Here is a 17,334-nt window from a genome sequence, read left to right on the forward strand (position 1 = left end):
GCAACGCGTGCGTATCGTCGAGATAGCGCACCGTTCCCGAGATCTCTTCGGGGTAGCCGCCGAACGGTGAGCCGGCCCGGGGTTCGGCCACGGCCGGCTCGGCGGCGTCCGGGTACTTCAGCAGCGCGAACGCCTGGCCCACCGGTTCACCGGCTTCGGGGTTCACCGCCGCGCAGCCGCCGACCGCGGCCGTCACCGCGACCAGGATCGCCGCGGGGGTCAGCGCTGACCTCACTGGGACGCACCGGGGACGGTCAGGCTGCGGCTCAGCCGGCGGTGACGGTGGGTGAAGAAGGCCGACAGCACCGCGCTTAACAGCTTGCCCCAGCCGGGGACCAGACCCATCGGCGCCTGCGGCGCCAACGTGATCTCGTCGGTGACGATGGTCTTGTCGCCGCGGGGTTCCAGGGTCCGGTGGTGCACCCAGATCCGCATGCCGGTCATCACCGACTCCTCCCGAAACATGCGCCCGGGGTCGATCTTGGCGATGGTGATGTCGTCGAATCCGAACGGCACGATGCCGAGCAGCAGCAAAAAGCTCTTGCCGATCCGCGTGCCGGGCGTCACATCGGCGATGGATTTCCCCCGGAACTGCCGCGGCATGGTCATTTTCAGGTAGGGGCCCATCTCGTCGTTGATCCCCTCTTGGGTGGTGACCCGCTCCCAGACCCGCTCGATCGGGCAGTCGATCTCGCTGACCTTGCGGAACACATGCTCTGCGGTGTGAATTGATCTCATCTCGCTCTTCCTTCGTTGGCTGCCGATCCGGTGGTCGCGGCCAGCAGCGAGCCCCGATCCCGGTCGAGACTGCGCACGGTGTCGGTGACGAATGATCCGCTGATGTCGACGACGGCCGGCACGCTGTCGGCACCGATGTAATTCGGCAGGACGTCACCGATCTGGTGAATCCGGTCTCCCAGCAGTTGGCGATACCAGTCGAACAGCGGCACCACTAGCGCCACCGTCACGAACTCGACACCGTCGGCGGCGAGGCTGCCGAAGAAGGACTGCCAGATCTGTTCGATCATCCCGGCCCGGCGATACCTTTTGCGCACCCCCTGGGTGGCGAGTTCGGCGATCCGGGTACCCGCGACGCCGTCGAAGAACGACCGCCACTGCGGATACAGGAAATTCCGGGTGCTGTGCTCATCGACGGGGTAATTGCGGGCGTCCCGCAAGGTGCTGAAGCTGTTCAGCCCGAGCTCGGGATCCCAACGCAGCGCGCGTAACACGCCGACCGGTGCGTCCGGGGAGTCGTCGGCGAAGCTCACGAACATCTCCGAGGAGCGTTCCCAGGCGCGGTAGTGCACCATTTCCCCCGCGGCGATATCGGATTCGTCCGCGAAGTTGTTCTCCAGACCGAAAATCGTGTACTCGACGTTTTTCGCCCACGGAAATCTGGCGTCGGAGGCCGGTATCCGTTCGACGCGTGCCACCTGGTTCGTCATGCGGTGGTGTGCTCCGTTCCGATGCGCCCGCAGCATCCGCTCCCCCTGTGCGGCGATGTCGGCGATGATCCCGGCACCCGTCTCGGCGGTGACCAGTGGATTGACGAAGGTGAGTTTGATGGCCTGGCCGCCGGCGGCCCGGGACCGGCCGACGAGGGCGCGGCCGGCGCGCGCCAGGCCGGCGCGAATCGCGTTGTTGACCTCATCGCATTCATGGTCGGTCAACGCCGAATGTTGCCAGCGCACCACCACGGTGTTGGTGGCGACCGGTGCCGTCACCACGAGGTGGGGGTGCGCGGTCGCGGCCGCGGCGGCCCCGCTGGCCGCCGCACAGGTGGCGTCGATCATCGCGCCGATCCGCTGCTGCCCGAGGGCCCGCACGGTGACCAAGACCTTGAGCGCGTCGAAGCGGCGGGTCGTCTGCACCGACTTGCCCACCAGGTTCAGTACGTCCTGGTCGGCGTCGTCGGCGGGGTTGAGGTAGTCGGCGTGCCCGCCGGTGGCATCAAACGATTCACGCCGCCGCACCAGCAGCGCGCTGCAGCTGATCGCCTGGAACAGCAGTTTGTGGAAGTCGACCGCAACCGAGTCGGCCAACTCCACCCCGTCCAGCAGGTGCCGGTGCCGGTCGCTGAACATCAGGCAGCCGCCCGCGCAGGCGTCGACGTGGGTCCACACCCCGTGGCCGCGGGCCACGGTGATCGCCTGGCGCAGCGGGTCGATCGCGCCGTAGTCGGTGGTTCCGGCGGTCAGGACCAGCGCGAAGATCGGCGTCGCCGCGCGAGCGGCCGCCGCCAGGCACCCGGTGAGCGCGTCGATGCGCATCCTTCCGCTGGTGTCGGTGGGCACCTCGATCGCGGCGTCGGCGCCCAGACCGAGCAGGCGCAGCGCCTGATGCACCGAGAAGTGGGTCTGTCGGGTGCACAGCACCCGCCAGGAGCGGGCCTGCGGCGGTAGGCCCCGGGTGCCGACGTCCCAGCCGAGGGTCCGTTGGGCGAACAGGTCGCGGGCGATCAGCAGCGCTTGCAGGTTCGACTGCGTTCCGCCGCTGGTGAAGGTACCGTCCGCACCGGAGTCATATCCGATTGTGCTGCACAGGTATTCCACCACCCGCTGCTCGATCGCGGTGGCGGCCGGCGCCTGATCAAACGAGTCCAGCGATTGGTTGAAGGCGCTGATCAACACCTCGGCGGCCAGCGAGGACACGGTCGGCGGACAGTGCAGATGCGCCAGGTAGCCCGGGTGGGTGACGACCGCGGAGTTCCCGGTCAGCAGGGTGACGGCCTCGTCTAGCGCTTGGGGCAAGCCGACACCGGCCGCGCCGTCCAGGGGAAGGCCGTCGACGGTCGCTTTCAGGGCCGCGTAGCCGTCCACCAGTCCCGGCGCGGTCGGTTCGCCCAGCTCGGCTCCGACCCGGGCGGCGGCCAGCGTGATCGCCTCCCGGTATGCGGCCAGGCCTTGCCCGGTCAGGAAATCGCCCGCGAACGGGCTGCTGTCGGTCACGCGGCCTCCTTCGCGGCAGAGCGCGACGGCGTTGCGGCCGGGCGGGGATGGGCGAGCAGACGGCGCAGCGACGCGGCCAGGGAGCGGTCCTCGGTGGTCCAGTACCCGCCTTCGCGCGGGATCGCCGACACCAGCCGCCGGCGGGCCTGGCCGAGCCGGTGGTACGGCAGCTTCGGGAAGAAGTGATGTACCGCGTGGTAGCGCAGCCCCAGCGGGGCCCACAGCGCGCCGAGCAGCGGCAGCGAGGGATGATCGATGGAGTCGAGAACCTGCTCCGGGAACGTCATTCGCTGGTTGCCGCTTTCATAGCGGTGCGCCGCCAGTACCCGAATCCAGTTGACGAACAACACCACCGCGATCACGAGGTATGCCTCCAGCAGCCGGATGGGGGCGCAGACGTGCGCGGTAAGCAGCGCGAGCATGCTGGCAAGGTAGGCGAAACAGGCCACCTCCTGGACCAGCCAGGTGCCGGGAACACCGGTGGCCGGCAGCGGGCGGTGGAAGTCCGCGTCGATCATCAGCGCCGACGCCCGGGTCAACACGTACGACCGCAGCGGCGGGATCAGCCAGCTCAGCGGTGCCAGCACCAGGAAGCGGATCACGAACACCGCGGGCCCAAGCAGCGCGGTGAACGGCAGCGCGATCACCCGCCACCGCGGCTGGCTGGTGTAGGCGACGTATTCCCCGTCCGCGGCGGTGCCGTAGGACCGGGAGGCGTGATGCTCGTGGTGGAACTCGTAGGTGAATTGCGGCACCAGCAACGGAATTCCGCACACCACGTGCCACACCACCGCGAACCAGCGCAGCTCGTCGCCGGCATGCACGATCTCGTGCACGAATAGCACCGCCCGGTACAGCGCGAACGCGGCGACCAGGACACAACCGGCGGCCAGCGGCGTCAGCGGATCGCCGACCGGGCACAGCAGGAACGCGGCGTAGCCGAGGGCGACGCAGCCGGTGAGATCCACCCAGTAGACCCATTGCCGCCGGTCGGCGAGGTCGGCCACCAGCGACCGCGCCTCGGCCATCGAGATGCCGAGCGCGTGCTTCGAACCGTTGCTCATCGGACAAACTCCGCTATCAGCTCTGGCGTGGAAATCCGGGGTATGCCCAGTTCCCGCACCGCTCGATCGGGGGTGTAGTACACCGTGCGGGCCATCAATTCGACGTTCTCCGGAACCAACGCGTCGTCGGGCCGCACCCTGTCGGTCAAATCGCGCACCATCCGGTTGCCGCGGCCCAGCGCGCGAAACACCCCGATGGGCACGCACCGCACGGTGTGTTGCCGCCCGACTGCCCCAACGAGCAGTTCGGCGATTCGGCGATAGCTGAGGTTGACGGTGCTCAGGATGTAGCGGCGGCCCGGCGCTCCCCGACCCATCGCGGCCGTGGCCCCGGCAACGAAGTCCCGCGCCGAACACACCGCGGTGCCGCCGGGCGGAACGATGCGCAGCACGCCCTTGCGGGCGGCGACCAGCAGCCCCTGCCACGACCGGGCCGGGCCGGCACCCGGGGCGAACACGGCGGCGGGATTGACCACGACCACGTCCAGACCGCGTTCGGCGAAGTCCAGCATCACCCGTTCGCTGGCCCGTTTGGTGGCCGCGTAGACGTTGTCGAGCACCGAGTCGCGCTGATCGAAATCCTCGTCGGCCACCACCCCGTCGGGGGGATATCCCACCGCGGCGGTCGACGACACGTGCACCACCCGTTGCACGCCGTGTCGCGCCGCCGCCCGCGCCACGTGGTAGGAGCCGAGCACGTTGGTGCGCCAAAGCAGGTCGCCCAGCCGCGAATTCGGGGACGCGATGCCGGCAAGATGGTAGACGCGCGTCACGCCGCGCATGGCCGCGTCAACGCGGTCCGGGTCGGTGACATCACCGGCGACGGCCTGCACCTTCGCACCCAAGTCGGCGCGCAGCGCGGTGTGGTCTTGCGGGTTGGTCAAGATCCTGACGCGTTCACCCGCGCCGATCAGCGCGGCGACCAGCGTGGAGCCCAGGTACCCGGTTGCCCCGGTCACCAAAATCCGGTCGGTCATCACAGTGCCTTCTGGTAGACCCGGTGCACCTTCTCCGGCGCCGTTTTCATCTGCGCGGTCAGCGAATTCGACCACATGTTGTCCTCGTGGACCCAGGTGGTGGCGACCGACGAATAGCCCCTGGCGGTGATCGTCCGGATGATCTCCCCCGCCAGGATCCGGCCGATCCCGGCACCGAACTGCGTTTGGATGGCCCCGATGAGGACCACGACGGCGGTGTGCACCCCACGGATGCGCCCGCCGCGACGGCTAGCGATGCGCCACAACGCGGAAGCGGTGAGCCGGCCGGATTGCCCGGTGATTTCGTTCACGTCCGGCAGCATGAACAGGAAGCCGATCGGGGTGCCGGCAGCTTCGACGATCCTGATCAGGTCGGGGTCGATCAGCGGTCGCATCTCGTCGGCCATGCCGGCGAACACCGGTCCACTGAGCGGCACATTTTCCGGATGTTTGGCAAAGGAGTCGTTGTACAGCCCGCGCAGCGTCTCCAGCTCGGTCTCGTAGGCCGACATCCGCACCGGCCGGACCGTCACGCCTTGGGCGCTCATCACCTCGTCGGCCCGTTTGAGCAGTCGCCGCTGCACCGCGCTGCCGTCGTCGGCATGCCAACGGTAGGAGGCGGTATCGAATCTCTTCGAATACCCGGCCGCCTCGATGAGCATCGGATAGTACTGCGGGTTGTACGGCTGCATCACGGTCGGCGCAGCGTCGTATCCGGAGATCAGTAGCCCCACTTCCTCCCGGGAGGTGTAGCTGAACGGCCCGATGATCTTGGCCATGCCGCGCTGCCGCGCCCACGCCTCTGCGGCCTCGAGTAACGCGGCCGCGACGTCGAGGTCGGGTGGGCTTTCGAAGAAGCCGAAGAACGCGCAGTCGCCGTAGCGATGGAGGTATTGCGAGTCAATGCTGGCCGACACCCGCCCGACGGGGCGGCCCCGGCGGTAGGCGATGAAGTTGGCGATCTGAACCTCGTGGTGCAGCGGGTTGCGCCGCGGATCCATTTTGGCGCGCATCACCCGACGAAGCATCGGCCGCCACAACGCGTCCCCGCGGTAAATCCGCCACGGCAGCTTGATGAACGCGGTGAGGTCCCGACGCGACTGGACCTCGCGGACCGTGACGGACCCATGGTCGGCCGCGCGTGGCCGCGCCGAGCGCTGATCAAGCACGAACGATTCCCAGGTCGTAGGCGAGTTCGGGGTTGCCCTTGCTCTTCCACAGTGCGCCGTCCATGTAGAAGTGGTGCAGCACGAAGGTCAACGGGACGGCGAAGATGATGGTGTCGAGTTGTCCGGCCAAGATTCCCAACCCTGCGAAGAAGGCCACGTACAGCGGCAGCGCCTTGCGGGTCGAAAGCCGGGCCAACAGCAGCCTTTTCTCGCTGGGACTGTCCGTGCGCGCGAATCGGGTGTTGTTCCTGGTCCAATTGATCAGGTGGTACTGCAAGCTGTGCGTGGTGGTGGCGATCAGGATGAGCGCGAACAGATCGGACACCAACAGGTAGGACAGGTTGTAGGACAGCACCGCGATCACGAAGGTGGCGACCGACATGGCCGGCAGGCCGCGCTGCCCGGCGCGCCGCAACGCGACCTGCTCGGCGACCGCCATTCCGACAAGCACGACGGCGCAGGCGTATCCACCAACGACGACCGCGGCCGGGATCGGCGGCACCGGGACACTCAGGTTCGAGAACGGCAGCCGATGGCCCAGCACTTCGTAGTCGGAGAAGCGCAACCCGTGCCGGGCGCGATACAGCACCGGTGCCAGGCACAGCGCGTACAGCGCGTACTTGATTCTGGTTCGGGGCCCCTGGTACCCGTTCTTGGCGGCGTAGATGTTGATGATCCCGAAATGCTGCTTGAGCACGTGAAACACCTGCCAGTAGGCCCAGATGGCGAGCAGCGGCACCAACCAGCCGCCACCCCACAGCACGGCGACCACCGTGCCGACCACCGCGAAACTGATCAGGTAGTGCGCCCAGTATCGCGACCGCTCCCGCGGGTCCAGCCAGATCCGCGCCGAGGTCGTCAACACGTGCGGCAGATCGGAGAGCAGCGAAAACCCCACCGCACCAACGAGAAAAATCCCCTTGTGGCTTCCGGACGCGAACAGGATCGCCGACAACAACGCACCGAGTCCGAAGACGAACACGATGTCGACACGCTCACTGACGAACCAGCCGGGTCGGTGCCGTCCGTCCGTCGCCGGCATCGGGGAATCGGCGGCATAGCTAGCCATCGCGGCCTTCCTCCAGTCGCGTCGGTGCCCACTTAATGAAAATGATTTTCGTTATCGGTAGCGTAGGGTTGGTCGCTGCCGGTGTCAACACGTCCGCGCCTTCACCTCAAATAACCCGTGGAACACGCTGTCCCCCAGCATATCTCGACGTTATCGGCAGGCTGGGGCTTTTCGTGCTCACACAAGAGTTGGTCGGTGCACGGGACGCCGCGGTTCCCGTCATCACCGTGATCCAGGCCACACCGTCGCACCGAGCCGGCGGCGCCCGCTCGGCGACGCAGGTACGTCTTGACAACGCCCCGGGTCGCCGACTACAACCCCCATGGACCGTAATGACTTGAGCTGCCGCAAAATTCGGAATCGCGGAGCCGCGCCTGCGGTCGGTTCGGTAACGCCGCCAAGCCGGGCGTGAAGCATGAAGCGCCCGGCGCGATTACAGACCCGGCGGCCAGCACGGTTGCACCGCCCGGGTTTGCTGGAAGGAACGTCTGTGATGCGAGAACGATTAGAGGCGGCCGGCATCCGCCTTTTCACCGGGCTGCTTCGCGTGATTGCGATCTGCGCCGAACTATTGCCCGTGCCGATCCGGGACCCACCGCCCCCGGCGAGGACCACCCGCCCGGAGGCACCCGACGCGCGCTGATGCCGGGCCGCCGCCCGATGACCGATGGCGGCCGTCGCGGACGCGGCTCGGCTAAAGTTGCCTCATGCGGCTGCTGGTGACCGGTGGCGCCGGATTCATCGGCGCCAACTTCGTGCACAACGCGGTGCGGGAACGCCCCGAGGATTCGGTGACGGTACTCGACGCGTTGACCTATGCCGGCAGCCACGAATCTCTGGCCGGCGTGCAGGACGACATCCGGCTGGTGCAGGGCGACATCACCGACGGCGAGCTGGTCGCCAAGCTGGTCGCCGAGGCCGATGCGGTGGTGCATTTCGCCGCCGAAACCCACGTCGACAATGCGCTGGCCGACCCGGAACCGTTCCTGCACACCAATGTGGTCGGCACATTCACGGTGCTGGAGGCGGTGCGACGGCACGGGGTGCGGCTGCACCACGTCTCCACCGACGAGGTCTACGGCGACCTGCCGCTCGACGGTGCGGATCGCTTCACCGCGTCGACCCCCTACAACCCGTCCAGCCCGTACTCGTCGACCAAGGCGGCCGCCGACCTGTTGGTGCGGGCCTGGGTGCGGTCCTACGGCGTGGCCGCGACGATCTCGAACTGCTCCAACAACTACGGGCCGTACCAGCATGTGGAGAAGTTCATCCCGCGCCAGATCACCAATGTGCTCACCGGGCGGCGCCCCAAGTTGTACGGCAGCGGCGCCAACGTGCGCGACTGGATCCACGTCGACGACCACAACGCGGCGGTGTGGCGGATCCTGGCCGCCGGCCAGCCGGGCCGGACCTATTTGATCGGCGCCGACGGCGAACGCGACAACCGGTCCGTGCTGCGCACGATCCTGCGGCTGATGGGCCGCGATCCCGACGATTTCGACCAGGTGACCGACCGGGCCGGCCACGACCTGCGTTACGCCATCGACCCGTCGGCGCTGCGCGACGAATTGGGCTGGGCGCCCAGCCACACGGACTTCGAGGAGGGCCTGCGCGCCACCATCGCGTGGTACCGCGCCAACGAATCCTGGTGGGCGCCGCTGAAGGACGCCGTCGAGGCCCGCTACGAACAGCGCGGTCAGTGACGTGACGGCACGCGAGCTCGCCATCCCCGGCGCCTGGGAGATCACCCCGCGGCTGCACGCCGATTCCCGCGGCGTGTTTTTCGAATGGTTCACCGACCGCGAGTTCACCGGGTTCGCCGGTCACCGGTTCGACCTGCGGCAGGCCAACTGTTCGGTGTCGGCGGCCGGGGTGTTGCGCGGCCTGCACTTCGCGCAGCTGCCGCCCAGCCAAGCCAAATACGTGACCTGCGTGTCTGGTTCGGTGTTCGACGTGGTGGTTGACATCCGGGTGGGCTCCCCGACCTTCGGCCGCTGGGATGCGGTGCTGCTGGACGCCGCGGATCGCCGCTCGGTGTACCTGTCCGAGGGGTTGGCGCACGGCTTTCTTGCGCTGCAGGACAACTCGACGGTGATGTATCTGTGCTCGGCGGGATACGACCCGCAGCGCGAGCACACCATCGCCGCCACCGATCCGGCGTTGGGCATTGACTGGCCGGTGTCCGCGGGTGAGCTGGTGGTGTCCGAGCGAGATGCCGCGGCGCCCAGCCTGGCCGAGGTCCAGGCGTCCGGGCTGCTGCCCAGCTGGGACGAGGCGCGGTCCTTCGTCGATGGGTTGCGCTGACCCTGCGCTGGGCGGGGGCCGCCAAACTGTCCCGTAGGCTGGGGTGAATCGACGTCTATCCGGTACGGGAGGGACATGAAGACCAGCACATTCGGCAAGACGGGCCTTGAGGTCTCGCGGCTGGCCCTGGGCACCTGGGAGTTCAGCGGGGCCTGGGGGCACGTCGACGAAGATAAGGCGATAGCGATCATTCGCCGTGCGCGCGACCTCGGCTTCAACGTCTTCGATACCGCCCATGAATATGGTTTCGGAACCGCCGAGCGCCTGCTCGGGCAGGCGCTTCGCCCCGATCTGCAGCGCAACCGCGACGAGATTGTCATCGCCACCAAGGGCGGGCTGCGCGAAACCGACAACGGGCCGGTCCGGGACGCTCGACCCGAGTGGCTGCGCCGCGACATCGACGACAGCCTCGGCGCGCTGGGTATCGACCATATCGACGTGTACCAGGTCCACTGGCCCGATCCGGCGGTCCCGGCCGCCGAGACCGCCGGCGCCCTGGCGGACCTGGTCGCCGCAGGCAAAATCCGGCACGTCGGCGTGTCCAACTACACCACCGCCCAAGTGAAGGAGTTCTCGGCCACGCTTCCGGTGGAAACGGTGCAGCCGCCGTACAACATGCTTCGCCGTGACATCGAGGACGAGCTGCTGCCGTACTGCCGCGCGAACAACATCGGGACGCTGGTATACGGGTCGTTGGCCCACGGCCTGCTCACCGGAACGGTGAGCCCCGATGTCCGCTTCGCGGCGACGGACTGGCGGGGCAACAGCGACATCTTCAACGGTGACGGTTTCTTGCGCAACCTGGAAGTCGTTGGGCGGCTTGAACGTTTGGCCGCCGATCTGGGGATCACGGTCAGTCAGCTGGCGTTGTCCTGGGTCTTGGCGCAGCCCGGTGTGCACGTCGCCATCGTCGGCGCGCAGCATCTCGGCTATCTCGAAGAAAGTGCCGGTGCCGCCGAGGTCACGCTGTCGGAGGCCGACCTTGCGGCCATCGAGGAGATTTTGGCCTCGGCGAGCCCGATCGGCGGTCCCCGCCCGGAGATGTGGCGGGAAAGTTAGATATCGGGGCGTTCCCCTGTGCACTGGGCTCATTGCGGCATAGATTGAGGCGTGGGGCTCAGCAGGCTCGAGGGCCGCCTGCGCCGTTGCAAGGAACTGGCGCTCGCACCGAATGCGGGACCGCTTCGGGTCCTTGTGGTGGGCGCCGGCGTGGGCGGTATTTCCGTTGCCCGGGCCTTACTGCACGACGGCCATGACGTCACCGTCTACGAACAGCGCCCCCAGGTGCGCGCCGCCGGTGGCGCCGTCACCATTTGGCCCAACGGCGCGGCGGTGTTGCGGCAGCTGGGCGTCAACATGGACGGCGCCGGTCAGGCACTGTCCACGGTGCGGGTGGTGACCGCCGCGGGGCGTCGGCTCACCACCCTTGATGCGGCCGCGATCGCTGCCCGGATGGGCGCGCCGGTGCGGATGGTGCCGCGTCGAATCCTGTTGGCCCGCCTGCTGGACGGCTTTCCGACCGAGCGCATCCGCTGCCATGCCCGGGCGGTCGGGGTGACCAGTACGCCCACCGGCGTGCAGCTGGAGTTCGAGGACGACAGCTGGGCCGAGGGCGACCTGTTGATCGGCGCCGATGGCCTGCATTCGATGGTGCGCGACGTCATCGGCGGACCGGATGCGGTGCCGACCGGCTGGTGCAGCTGGCAGGGGCTGATCACCCTGCCGGAGATCGCCGATCAACAGATCGCCACGGTCATGGTCGGCGACCACGGAAACCTGGGCCTGTGGCCGGCCGGCGGCCGCGATCTGCAGTTCTGGTTCGACCTGCCCTGGTCGTTCGACTTCGTCCGCCCCAACGATCCGCTCTCGCTGATCCGGTCCAGTTTCACCGGCTGGTCGGAGCGGGCCGACCGGGTGCTGGCGGCGTTGACCGACGACGACCTGGCCCCGTCGCCGTATCCGCATTTTCGGCATCCGATCCCGCGGTCGCCGGGCCTGGGCGCGGTCACCTTGCTCGGGGACGCGGCGCACACGATGCCGCCCACCCTGGCGCAGGGCACCAATCAGGCGCTGCTCGACACCATGGTGTTGCGCAAGGCGCTGTCGGGTTGCCGCACCGACGATCTGGTGGCCGCTGTGCGCTGGTACGAGAAGACCCGGCGGCGCAAGGTGCGGGCGGTGTCCTGGGTGGCGTCGCGGCAGGTGTCCCACGGTGAAGCCGTCCTGCGGCCGGCGGCGATGCTGTCCGATCGGTTCATGACCTGGACGCTGACAACGTTTTTGCGCGCGGTCAGCCACCGCCGGATGTGGACGACCGGCGAATGACCCCACCGGACGATCCGGTACGCGTGCGCGCCGAGGTCGATGCGCCGTCACGCTGGCTGTGGCTGGTGAAGTGGTGTGTGCTGGCCGTCCCGCACTACCCGATCCTGATCGGGCTCTATCTGGTGTATCCGCTGCTGACGATCGTCGCCGGCGTGGCGATTGTGTGCACCGGTCGGTATCCGCGGCCGATCTTCGATGTCACGGTCGGGACACTGCGCTGGTCCTGGCGCGTGATGAATTACCGGTTTCCGATGAACAGCACCGATAAGTACCCGCCGTTTAGCCTCGCGTCGCGGCCCGGCTACCCGGCCGACCTGGAGGTCGACTACCCGCACCGGCTCAGCAACCGGGCCGCCCCAGTCAACCGATGGCTGTTGGCGATCCCCCAGATCCTGCTCTGCTGGGCGATGGAGCCACTGCTGCAGGTGCTGTGCGTGATCGCGGCCCTGGGGTTGTTGTGCACCGGGACGATCCCGCGCGGCATGTACGACCTGCTGCTGGGCATCGTGCGGTGGCGCTACCGGGTAGCCGTCTACGTTTCGTTGATGCGCGAGGAGTATCCCCCGTTCCGGCTGGATCTGGGCGGCCGATGACGCGCCGTAATCCGTTGTTCCCGTATGTGTATCGACTGGGCATGCCGGTCTTCGACCGGCTGTTCTACCACCGGTATCGCCGCGCGGCGATGAGCCACACGACCGGCCGGCTACTGCTGGTCGGTCTGGGTCCGGGCACCGACTTGATGTTCCTGCCGGCGGCGGTCACCTCGGTGGCCGCGGTGGAGCCGGACGCGGCGATGCGGCGGATGGCCCGCGCTTGTGCCCGCCGCCACGGCGTCGCCGCCGACATCGTCGCGGGTGCCGGTGAGTCGATACCGTTCCCGGACAACAGTTTCGACTCGGTGCACGTCGGGCTGGTGTTGTGTTCGGTCGACGATGTGGCCGCTACCCTCCAGGAGATCCGGCGGGTGCTCGTCCCCGGCGGCAGGCTGGTGGTGCTGGAGCATGTGCGCGGCGACGGCGCGATGGGGTGGTTTCAGGACCGCATCGCCCGGCCCTGGTCGTGGCTGGCGTCCGGGTGCCAGCCCAACCGCCGCACCGTCGACGCCATCGCCGCGGCGGGTTTCGATACCAGTGCGCTGCGCAGCATTCGACGGACCCTGGTGCCCCCGCCGTGCACACCCCATCTGCAGGGCGTTGCGACGATGGTCGAGCGGTGACACCGTCTATTCGACGCCGACGGCGTCGATGATGTTCAGCCGCGCCGCCCGGCGCGCCGGCGGCAGCGCGCCCAGTAGGGTGATCGCCAACGCACCCGTGGTCAACGCGAGCGCCGTTGGGCTGGGCCGGAAGTCGACGTCGAAACTCATCACGTCGCCGCTGACCAGGCTGTACAGCCACTGATCGGTGAGTCCGCACAGCAGGCCGGCGACGCCGCCCAGCACCCCGATGCTGGCCGCCTCGACCACGACCATCTGCAGGGTGAACCGGCGGCTTGCCCCCATGGCCCGCAGCACCCCGATCTCGCGGCGCCGTTCCAGCACCGACAGCGTCAGGGTGTTGAGCAGCGCGACGGCGGCCACGAACACCACGATGATCCAGACCGCGTTGGCGATGAACATGCTCTGGTGCAGCGGCGCCTCCAGCCCGGCCAGCCCGGCGCGACCGTCGTACACGTAGTTCGGTGTGGGCACCGCGCGGCGCACCTCGGTCAGCAGGCGGCGCGGATCCGTGCCGGCGGCCGCGGTGATCTGCAGGGTGGTCGCCGCCGGCCGGTCGAACCAGGTCCGCATCTGCTCGAGGTTGATCCCCACGGTGCCGATGACCGTGGAGAAATACGGCACCAAGGCCAGCACCTGCGGGCGCCGCGGGCCGCGGGGCGTGTGCAGCCGCAGCTGGTCGCCGACCCGGACGTGCAGGGCCTTGCCCAGGTTCTGGGACAGCACCACGCCGCGACCGGCGAGCACCGCGGTGCGCACCGGTTCGTCCAGCGCGCGGTAGAGCGCATCGGCGGTGCCGGGGGTGAATCCGTCCAGCAGCACGCGGGTGCCGCCGACCACGGCGAACGCGAAGGCGCCCTCGGTAACCCGGGCCACGCCCGGCACCGCGGCCAGCTTCTGGCGCAGGCCGGACGGCAGCGGGTCGGTGGGATAGCGGTCCGGCGGATCGGCGCTCACCCACACGTCGACGTCGGCGACCGGCGCGAAAACCGCGCGGGCCGAACGGATCATGTCGGTGTTGGTGCCGGTGATCACGATGGTGGTGACCACGGCGATGAGCACGGTCATCACGGTGGCCCACACCCGCCGCGGCGCCCGCTCGATCGTCGCGGCCGCCAGCGCCCCGACCGACCCGAACAGCCGAGCGGTGGCGGCGGTGGCGGCGACGATCGGCCGGGTCAGCGCGAAACCGCCGGCGATCTCGGCACCAAACAGCGCCCCGATCGCGGCGAACGCGAACGAGCCGTGCCGGTCGACGATCAGCAGGATCGACACCACGATCGCCGCGACGGCGCCCGCCCCCGCCGCGATCCGCAACCAGTGCGGCACCACGTCCGCGGCGGACGCCCCGACCGGTGCCAACGCCTCGATCGGTGACACCTTGTAGACCTGCCGCGCGGCCATCGCCGACGCGGCCACGCTGGTGGCCACCGTCGCGGCCAGCGCGGCCGGGATCGCGTAGCCGGGCAGCCCGTACTCGACGCGGGCTTCCAATCCTTGAGTCATGGCCGGCGGTAGCCGCCCAATCGCCGTGCGGCCGGCCAGTATTCCCAGGCCCGACCCGACACCGCCACCGACCAGGCCGAGCAGGGCGGCCTCGGCGAGCATGTCGCGCACCAGGGTGACGCGTCGGCCGCCGATCGCGCGCAGCAGCGAGATGACCGGCCGCCGTTGGGTGATCGCCATGGTCATCGTGGTGTAGATCAGGAACGCGCCCACCACCAGCGCGACGGCCGCGCCCAGCAGCGCCATGTAGTTCATCAGTTTGACGCCGTCACCGGCCCGGGTGGCCCGCCCACTGGGCTCGGCGACCAGGGCGCGCCCGCGCACCGCGGCGCTGACCCCGGCGCGAACGGCGGCAAGATCCGTGCCGGGCCGGGTGGTGATCAGGATCGAGTCCAGCTGGCCCTGCCGCCCGGTGACCTGCTGCGCCAACCCCAGTGCGGCCAGGACGTAGTGCCCGCCGTTGAGCTCGGCGAGCCGCTTGCCGCCCAGCACCGCGGCCACCGTGACCGCACCGGAGCCCAGCTGGAACCGGTCGCCGGCGGCGTAGCCGAGGCCCGGTCCCACCCGGACCCCGTTGGGCACCGCGGGCGGCGCCGCGAGGCGACCCCCGACCGCGTTCGCCAGCGCCCCCTCCAGGGCGGCGCTGGTCTCGTCGGCGCCCAGCAGCAGCACCGGCCCCGCCGGCGTGGTCGCCGACATCCGGATCATGGGTGCGGCGGCCGCAACCCCGGGCACCGCGGCCACCTGCGCGGTGATCGTGTCGGGAAACCCGGCGTCGGTAATCCCGGACACCTCCAGCGCGGCGACGCCGGCGATCCCGTCGGCCAGCCGGTTGACCGATCCGGTGATCGAGCCGAAGATGCCGAACACCGCCACCACATACAGTGCGGAGACGGCCATTACGGCGATCGACGCGCCGGTGCGCCGCCGGTGCACGACGAGCTCGCGCAGGCTGAACACCCGCAGCCGGCTGCCCGCGGCGGCCACCACCCGGGCCGGGTTCACCGCCCGACCGCCATCAGGTCGGAGCCCAGCCGACCGTCCTGCAGGGTGATCACCCGATCGGTCGCTGCGGCGGCGTCCGCGTTGTGGGTCACCATCACCACCAACCGGCCGCGGCCGTCGTCGTGGGCGACCTCGGCGAGCAGCGCCAGGATCGACGCGCCGGTCGCCGAATCGAGGTTGCCGGTGGGTTCGTCGGCCAGGATCAGCGGCGGATCCATCATCAGCGCCCGCGCCACCGCGACGCGCTGCATCTGGCCGCCGGACAGTTCCGCCGGCCGGTGCTCGGTGCGGTTACCCAGCCCCACCCGCTCCAGCAGCCGCACCGCATCGGCTCTGGCCTTGCCCAACCGGACGCCGTCGAGCAGCTTGGCCACCGCCACGTTCTCCCACGCCGACAGCGTCGGCAACAGGTTGAAGAACTGGAAAACGAAGCCCACCCGGTGATGCCGAAACTCCGACTGCTGCTCGTCGGCGAGCCGGCCGATCTCGTCGTCGTCGAAGGTGATCGACCCGGAGTCCGGCGAATCCAACGCGCCCAACAGATGCAGCAATGTGCTCTTGCCCGCCCCCGACGGCCCGACGATCGACACGAACTGCCCGCCGTGCAGCCGCAGGCTGATCGCGTCCAGCGCCCGCACCGACTGGCCGCCGACCCGGTACTCGCGCACCACGTCGGCCAGTTCGATGGTCAGTGCGCGGTGACGCGGCGGCGACTCCTGGTGTCGGCTGATGATGACCTCCCGCAGGTGCGCACTACCCGATATCGGGTACAACGCGGCCGGCCCGCCCTCGGTTCGACACGGCGCGCCCGGGCTGGCGTGCCGGCCGGTTTTTGCCGCGTCGGACCCGACCCGGGCCGCCTTAGGGTGGTCGTCATGACCATCCACCGCGGATCGGCGTCGCGAGCGCTGCTGATTGGCGTGGCCTCGATGCTGATCGTGCTGGTCGCGGGCTGCGCGGGGCAGCGGCCGGCGTCCAACAGCATCAACCCCGCGCCCGCGGCGCCGGCGAGCCCCGCGAATCAGCCGCAACAGCGCGACATCGTGACGACCGGCAGCCTGGGTATCACGGTGGCCGATGTCGGGGCGGCGACGGATCGGCTCGTCGAGCTCACCACCGGGTTGGGCGGCCGCGTCGACGATCGCACCGAACGCACGTCCGGGCAATCCCGCACCGCCGAGCTGACCGTGCGCGTCCCGTCCCCGAAAATCGACGAATTCCTCAGGAACACCACGCAACTGGGTGATGTCACGTCGGTGTCGCTGAAGCACGAAGACGTCACCACCGGACGCGTCGACCTGGACGCCCGGATCGCGGCGCTGCAGACGTCGGTGGACCGATTGACCGCGCTGATGAAGACCGCCACCAGCACCGCCGATCTGCTGCAGGCCGAGGAGGCCCTGTCCAAACGGCAGGCCGACCTCGACAGCCTGCGGGCCCAGCGCACCCAGCTCGGCGACCAGATCAGCTACGCGACGATCACGGTCACCGTGTCCTCCGAGTCGGCGCCGCCCTCGACCGGATTCGTGGCCTCCGTCCGCCACGGCTGGCACGCCCTGGTGTCGGCCACCCACGGCGCGATCACCGTCGTCGGCTTCCTGCTGCCCTGGTTACCGGTGCTGCTGCTGATCGGGGGCGCCGTCGTGGTGTTGCGCCGCAGGGTCCGGCGGCGTCCCTAGCAGGAGCCCGCCAAGCCGCGCCCCCTTGCCAACCCGCACCGACATTTACTAGGATATGCAAGTATTCTG

15 protein-coding genes and 1 pseudogene are annotated in these 17,334 nt (G+C 69.1%); 7 read left to right on the forward strand and 9 right to left on the reverse strand.

Features of this window, described 5'->3' with window-relative positions:
* Positions 1 to 231: 231 nt before the first annotated feature.
* The 7 genes and pseudogenes from ACAG26_RS01815 to ACAG26_RS01845 form a co-directional block, all read right to left on the reverse strand.
* Positions 232 to 738 carry a hypothetical protein gene (locus ACAG26_RS01815; RefSeq protein ID WP_370478598.1) on the reverse strand — a complete coding sequence of 169 codons (507 nt, stop codon included), beginning with the start codon at positions 736 to 738 and terminating at the stop codon, positions 232 to 234.
* On the reverse strand, positions 735 to 1,448 hold the full coding sequence (locus ACAG26_RS01820; protein ID WP_370478601.1) for a hypothetical protein: 714 nt from the start codon (positions 1,446 to 1,448) through the stop codon (positions 735 to 737). The genes ACAG26_RS01815 and ACAG26_RS01820 overlap by 4 nt, the downstream gene beginning before the upstream one ends.
* Positions 1,445 to 2,951, reverse strand: a pseudogene (locus tag ACAG26_RS01825) (aspartate aminotransferase family protein). Before ACAG26_RS01825 ends, ACAG26_RS01820 begins: the two are co-directional and overlap by 4 nt.
* On the reverse strand, positions 2,948 to 4,015 hold the full coding sequence (locus tag ACAG26_RS01830; protein ID WP_370478604.1) for a fatty acid desaturase: 1,068 nt from the start codon (positions 4,013 to 4,015) through the stop codon (positions 2,948 to 2,950). Before ACAG26_RS01830 ends, ACAG26_RS01825 begins: the two are co-directional and overlap by 4 nt.
* Positions 4,012 to 4,992: an NAD-dependent epimerase/dehydratase family protein gene (locus ACAG26_RS01835; RefSeq protein WP_370478606.1), complete on the reverse strand. Its 981-nt coding sequence runs from the start codon at positions 4,990 to 4,992 to the stop codon at positions 4,012 to 4,014. Before ACAG26_RS01835 ends, ACAG26_RS01830 begins: the two co-directional genes overlap by 4 nt.
* A complete protein-coding gene (locus tag ACAG26_RS01840) occupies positions 4,992 to 6,161 on the reverse strand; it encodes an N-acetyltransferase (protein ID WP_370478609.1) in 1,170 nt (389 codons plus the stop codon). Before ACAG26_RS01840 ends, ACAG26_RS01835 begins: the two co-directional genes overlap by 1 nt.
* Positions 6,154 to 7,230, reverse strand: coding sequence for a hypothetical protein (locus ACAG26_RS01845; protein ID WP_370478611.1), 1,077 nt, complete (start codon positions 7,228 to 7,230; stop codon positions 6,154 to 6,156). Before ACAG26_RS01845 ends, ACAG26_RS01840 begins: the two co-directional genes overlap by 8 nt.
* A gap of 707 nt (positions 7,231 to 7,937) precedes the next feature.
* On the opposite strand from ACAG26_RS01845, the gene rfbB reads away from it, so the two are divergent.
* The 6 genes from rfbB to ACAG26_RS01875 all read left to right on the forward strand — a co-directional run bounded on the left by rfbB (position 7,938) and on the right by ACAG26_RS01875 (position 13,075).
* Entirely contained in the window at positions 7,938 to 8,933 is a 996-nt protein-coding gene (rfbB, locus tag ACAG26_RS01850; RefSeq protein ID WP_370478614.1) for a dTDP-glucose 4,6-dehydratase, read from the forward strand.
* Between the two features lies 1 nt (position 8,934).
* Positions 8,935 to 9,534 (forward strand): dTDP-4-dehydrorhamnose 3,5-epimerase, encoded by a 600-nt coding sequence (rfbC, locus tag ACAG26_RS01855; RefSeq protein WP_370478616.1) that lies wholly within the window; start codon positions 8,935 to 8,937, stop codon positions 9,532 to 9,534.
* 75 nt (positions 9,535 to 9,609) lie between these two features.
* Complete coding sequence (locus ACAG26_RS01860) at positions 9,610 to 10,593, forward strand: aldo/keto reductase (protein ID WP_370478619.1); 984 nt, start codon at positions 9,610 to 9,612, stop codon at positions 10,591 to 10,593.
* A 135-nt stretch (positions 10,594 to 10,728) separates the two neighbouring features.
* The gene (locus ACAG26_RS01865) at positions 10,729 to 11,859 is read left to right on the forward strand and encodes an FAD-dependent oxidoreductase (RefSeq protein ID WP_370478839.1); all 1,131 of its coding nucleotides are present in this window, start codon (positions 10,729 to 10,731) and stop codon (positions 11,857 to 11,859) included.
* Between the two features lie 23 nt (positions 11,860 to 11,882).
* Positions 11,883 to 12,452 (forward strand): DUF4389 domain-containing protein, encoded by a 570-nt coding sequence (locus tag ACAG26_RS01870; protein ID WP_370478842.1) that lies wholly within the window; start codon positions 11,883 to 11,885, stop codon positions 12,450 to 12,452.
* Positions 12,449 to 13,075 (forward strand): class I SAM-dependent methyltransferase, encoded by a 627-nt coding sequence (locus tag ACAG26_RS01875; RefSeq protein ID WP_370478621.1) that lies wholly within the window; start codon positions 12,449 to 12,451, stop codon positions 13,073 to 13,075. Before ACAG26_RS01870 ends, ACAG26_RS01875 begins: the two co-directional genes overlap by 4 nt.
* Before the next feature lie 6 nt (positions 13,076 to 13,081).
* On the opposite strand, the gene ACAG26_RS01880 is transcribed toward ACAG26_RS01875, so the two are convergent.
* Positions 13,082 to 15,481 carry an ABC transporter permease gene (locus ACAG26_RS01880; protein WP_370478844.1) on the reverse strand — a complete coding sequence of 800 codons (2,400 nt, stop codon included), beginning with the start codon at positions 15,479 to 15,481 and terminating at the stop codon, positions 13,082 to 13,084.
* Positions 15,482 to 15,582: 101 nt separating this feature from the next.
* Positions 15,583 to 16,278 (reverse strand): ABC transporter ATP-binding protein, encoded by a 696-nt coding sequence (locus tag ACAG26_RS01885; RefSeq protein WP_370478847.1) that lies wholly within the window; start codon positions 16,276 to 16,278, stop codon positions 15,583 to 15,585.
* A gap of 183 nt (positions 16,279 to 16,461) precedes the next feature.
* Here ACAG26_RS01885 and ACAG26_RS01890 point away from each other — a divergent pair, with 183 nt between their 5' ends.
* Positions 16,462 to 17,265 carry a DUF4349 domain-containing protein gene (locus ACAG26_RS01890; protein ID WP_370478624.1) on the forward strand — a complete coding sequence of 268 codons (804 nt, stop codon included), beginning with the start codon at positions 16,462 to 16,464 and terminating at the stop codon, positions 17,263 to 17,265.
* Positions 17,266 to 17,334: the final 69 nt, after the last annotated feature.

Origin of the sequence: Mycobacterium sp. pUA109, from assembly GCF_041287095.1 — a bacterium.
Lineage (GTDB): Bacteria > Actinomycetota > Actinomycetes > Mycobacteriales > Mycobacteriaceae > Mycobacterium.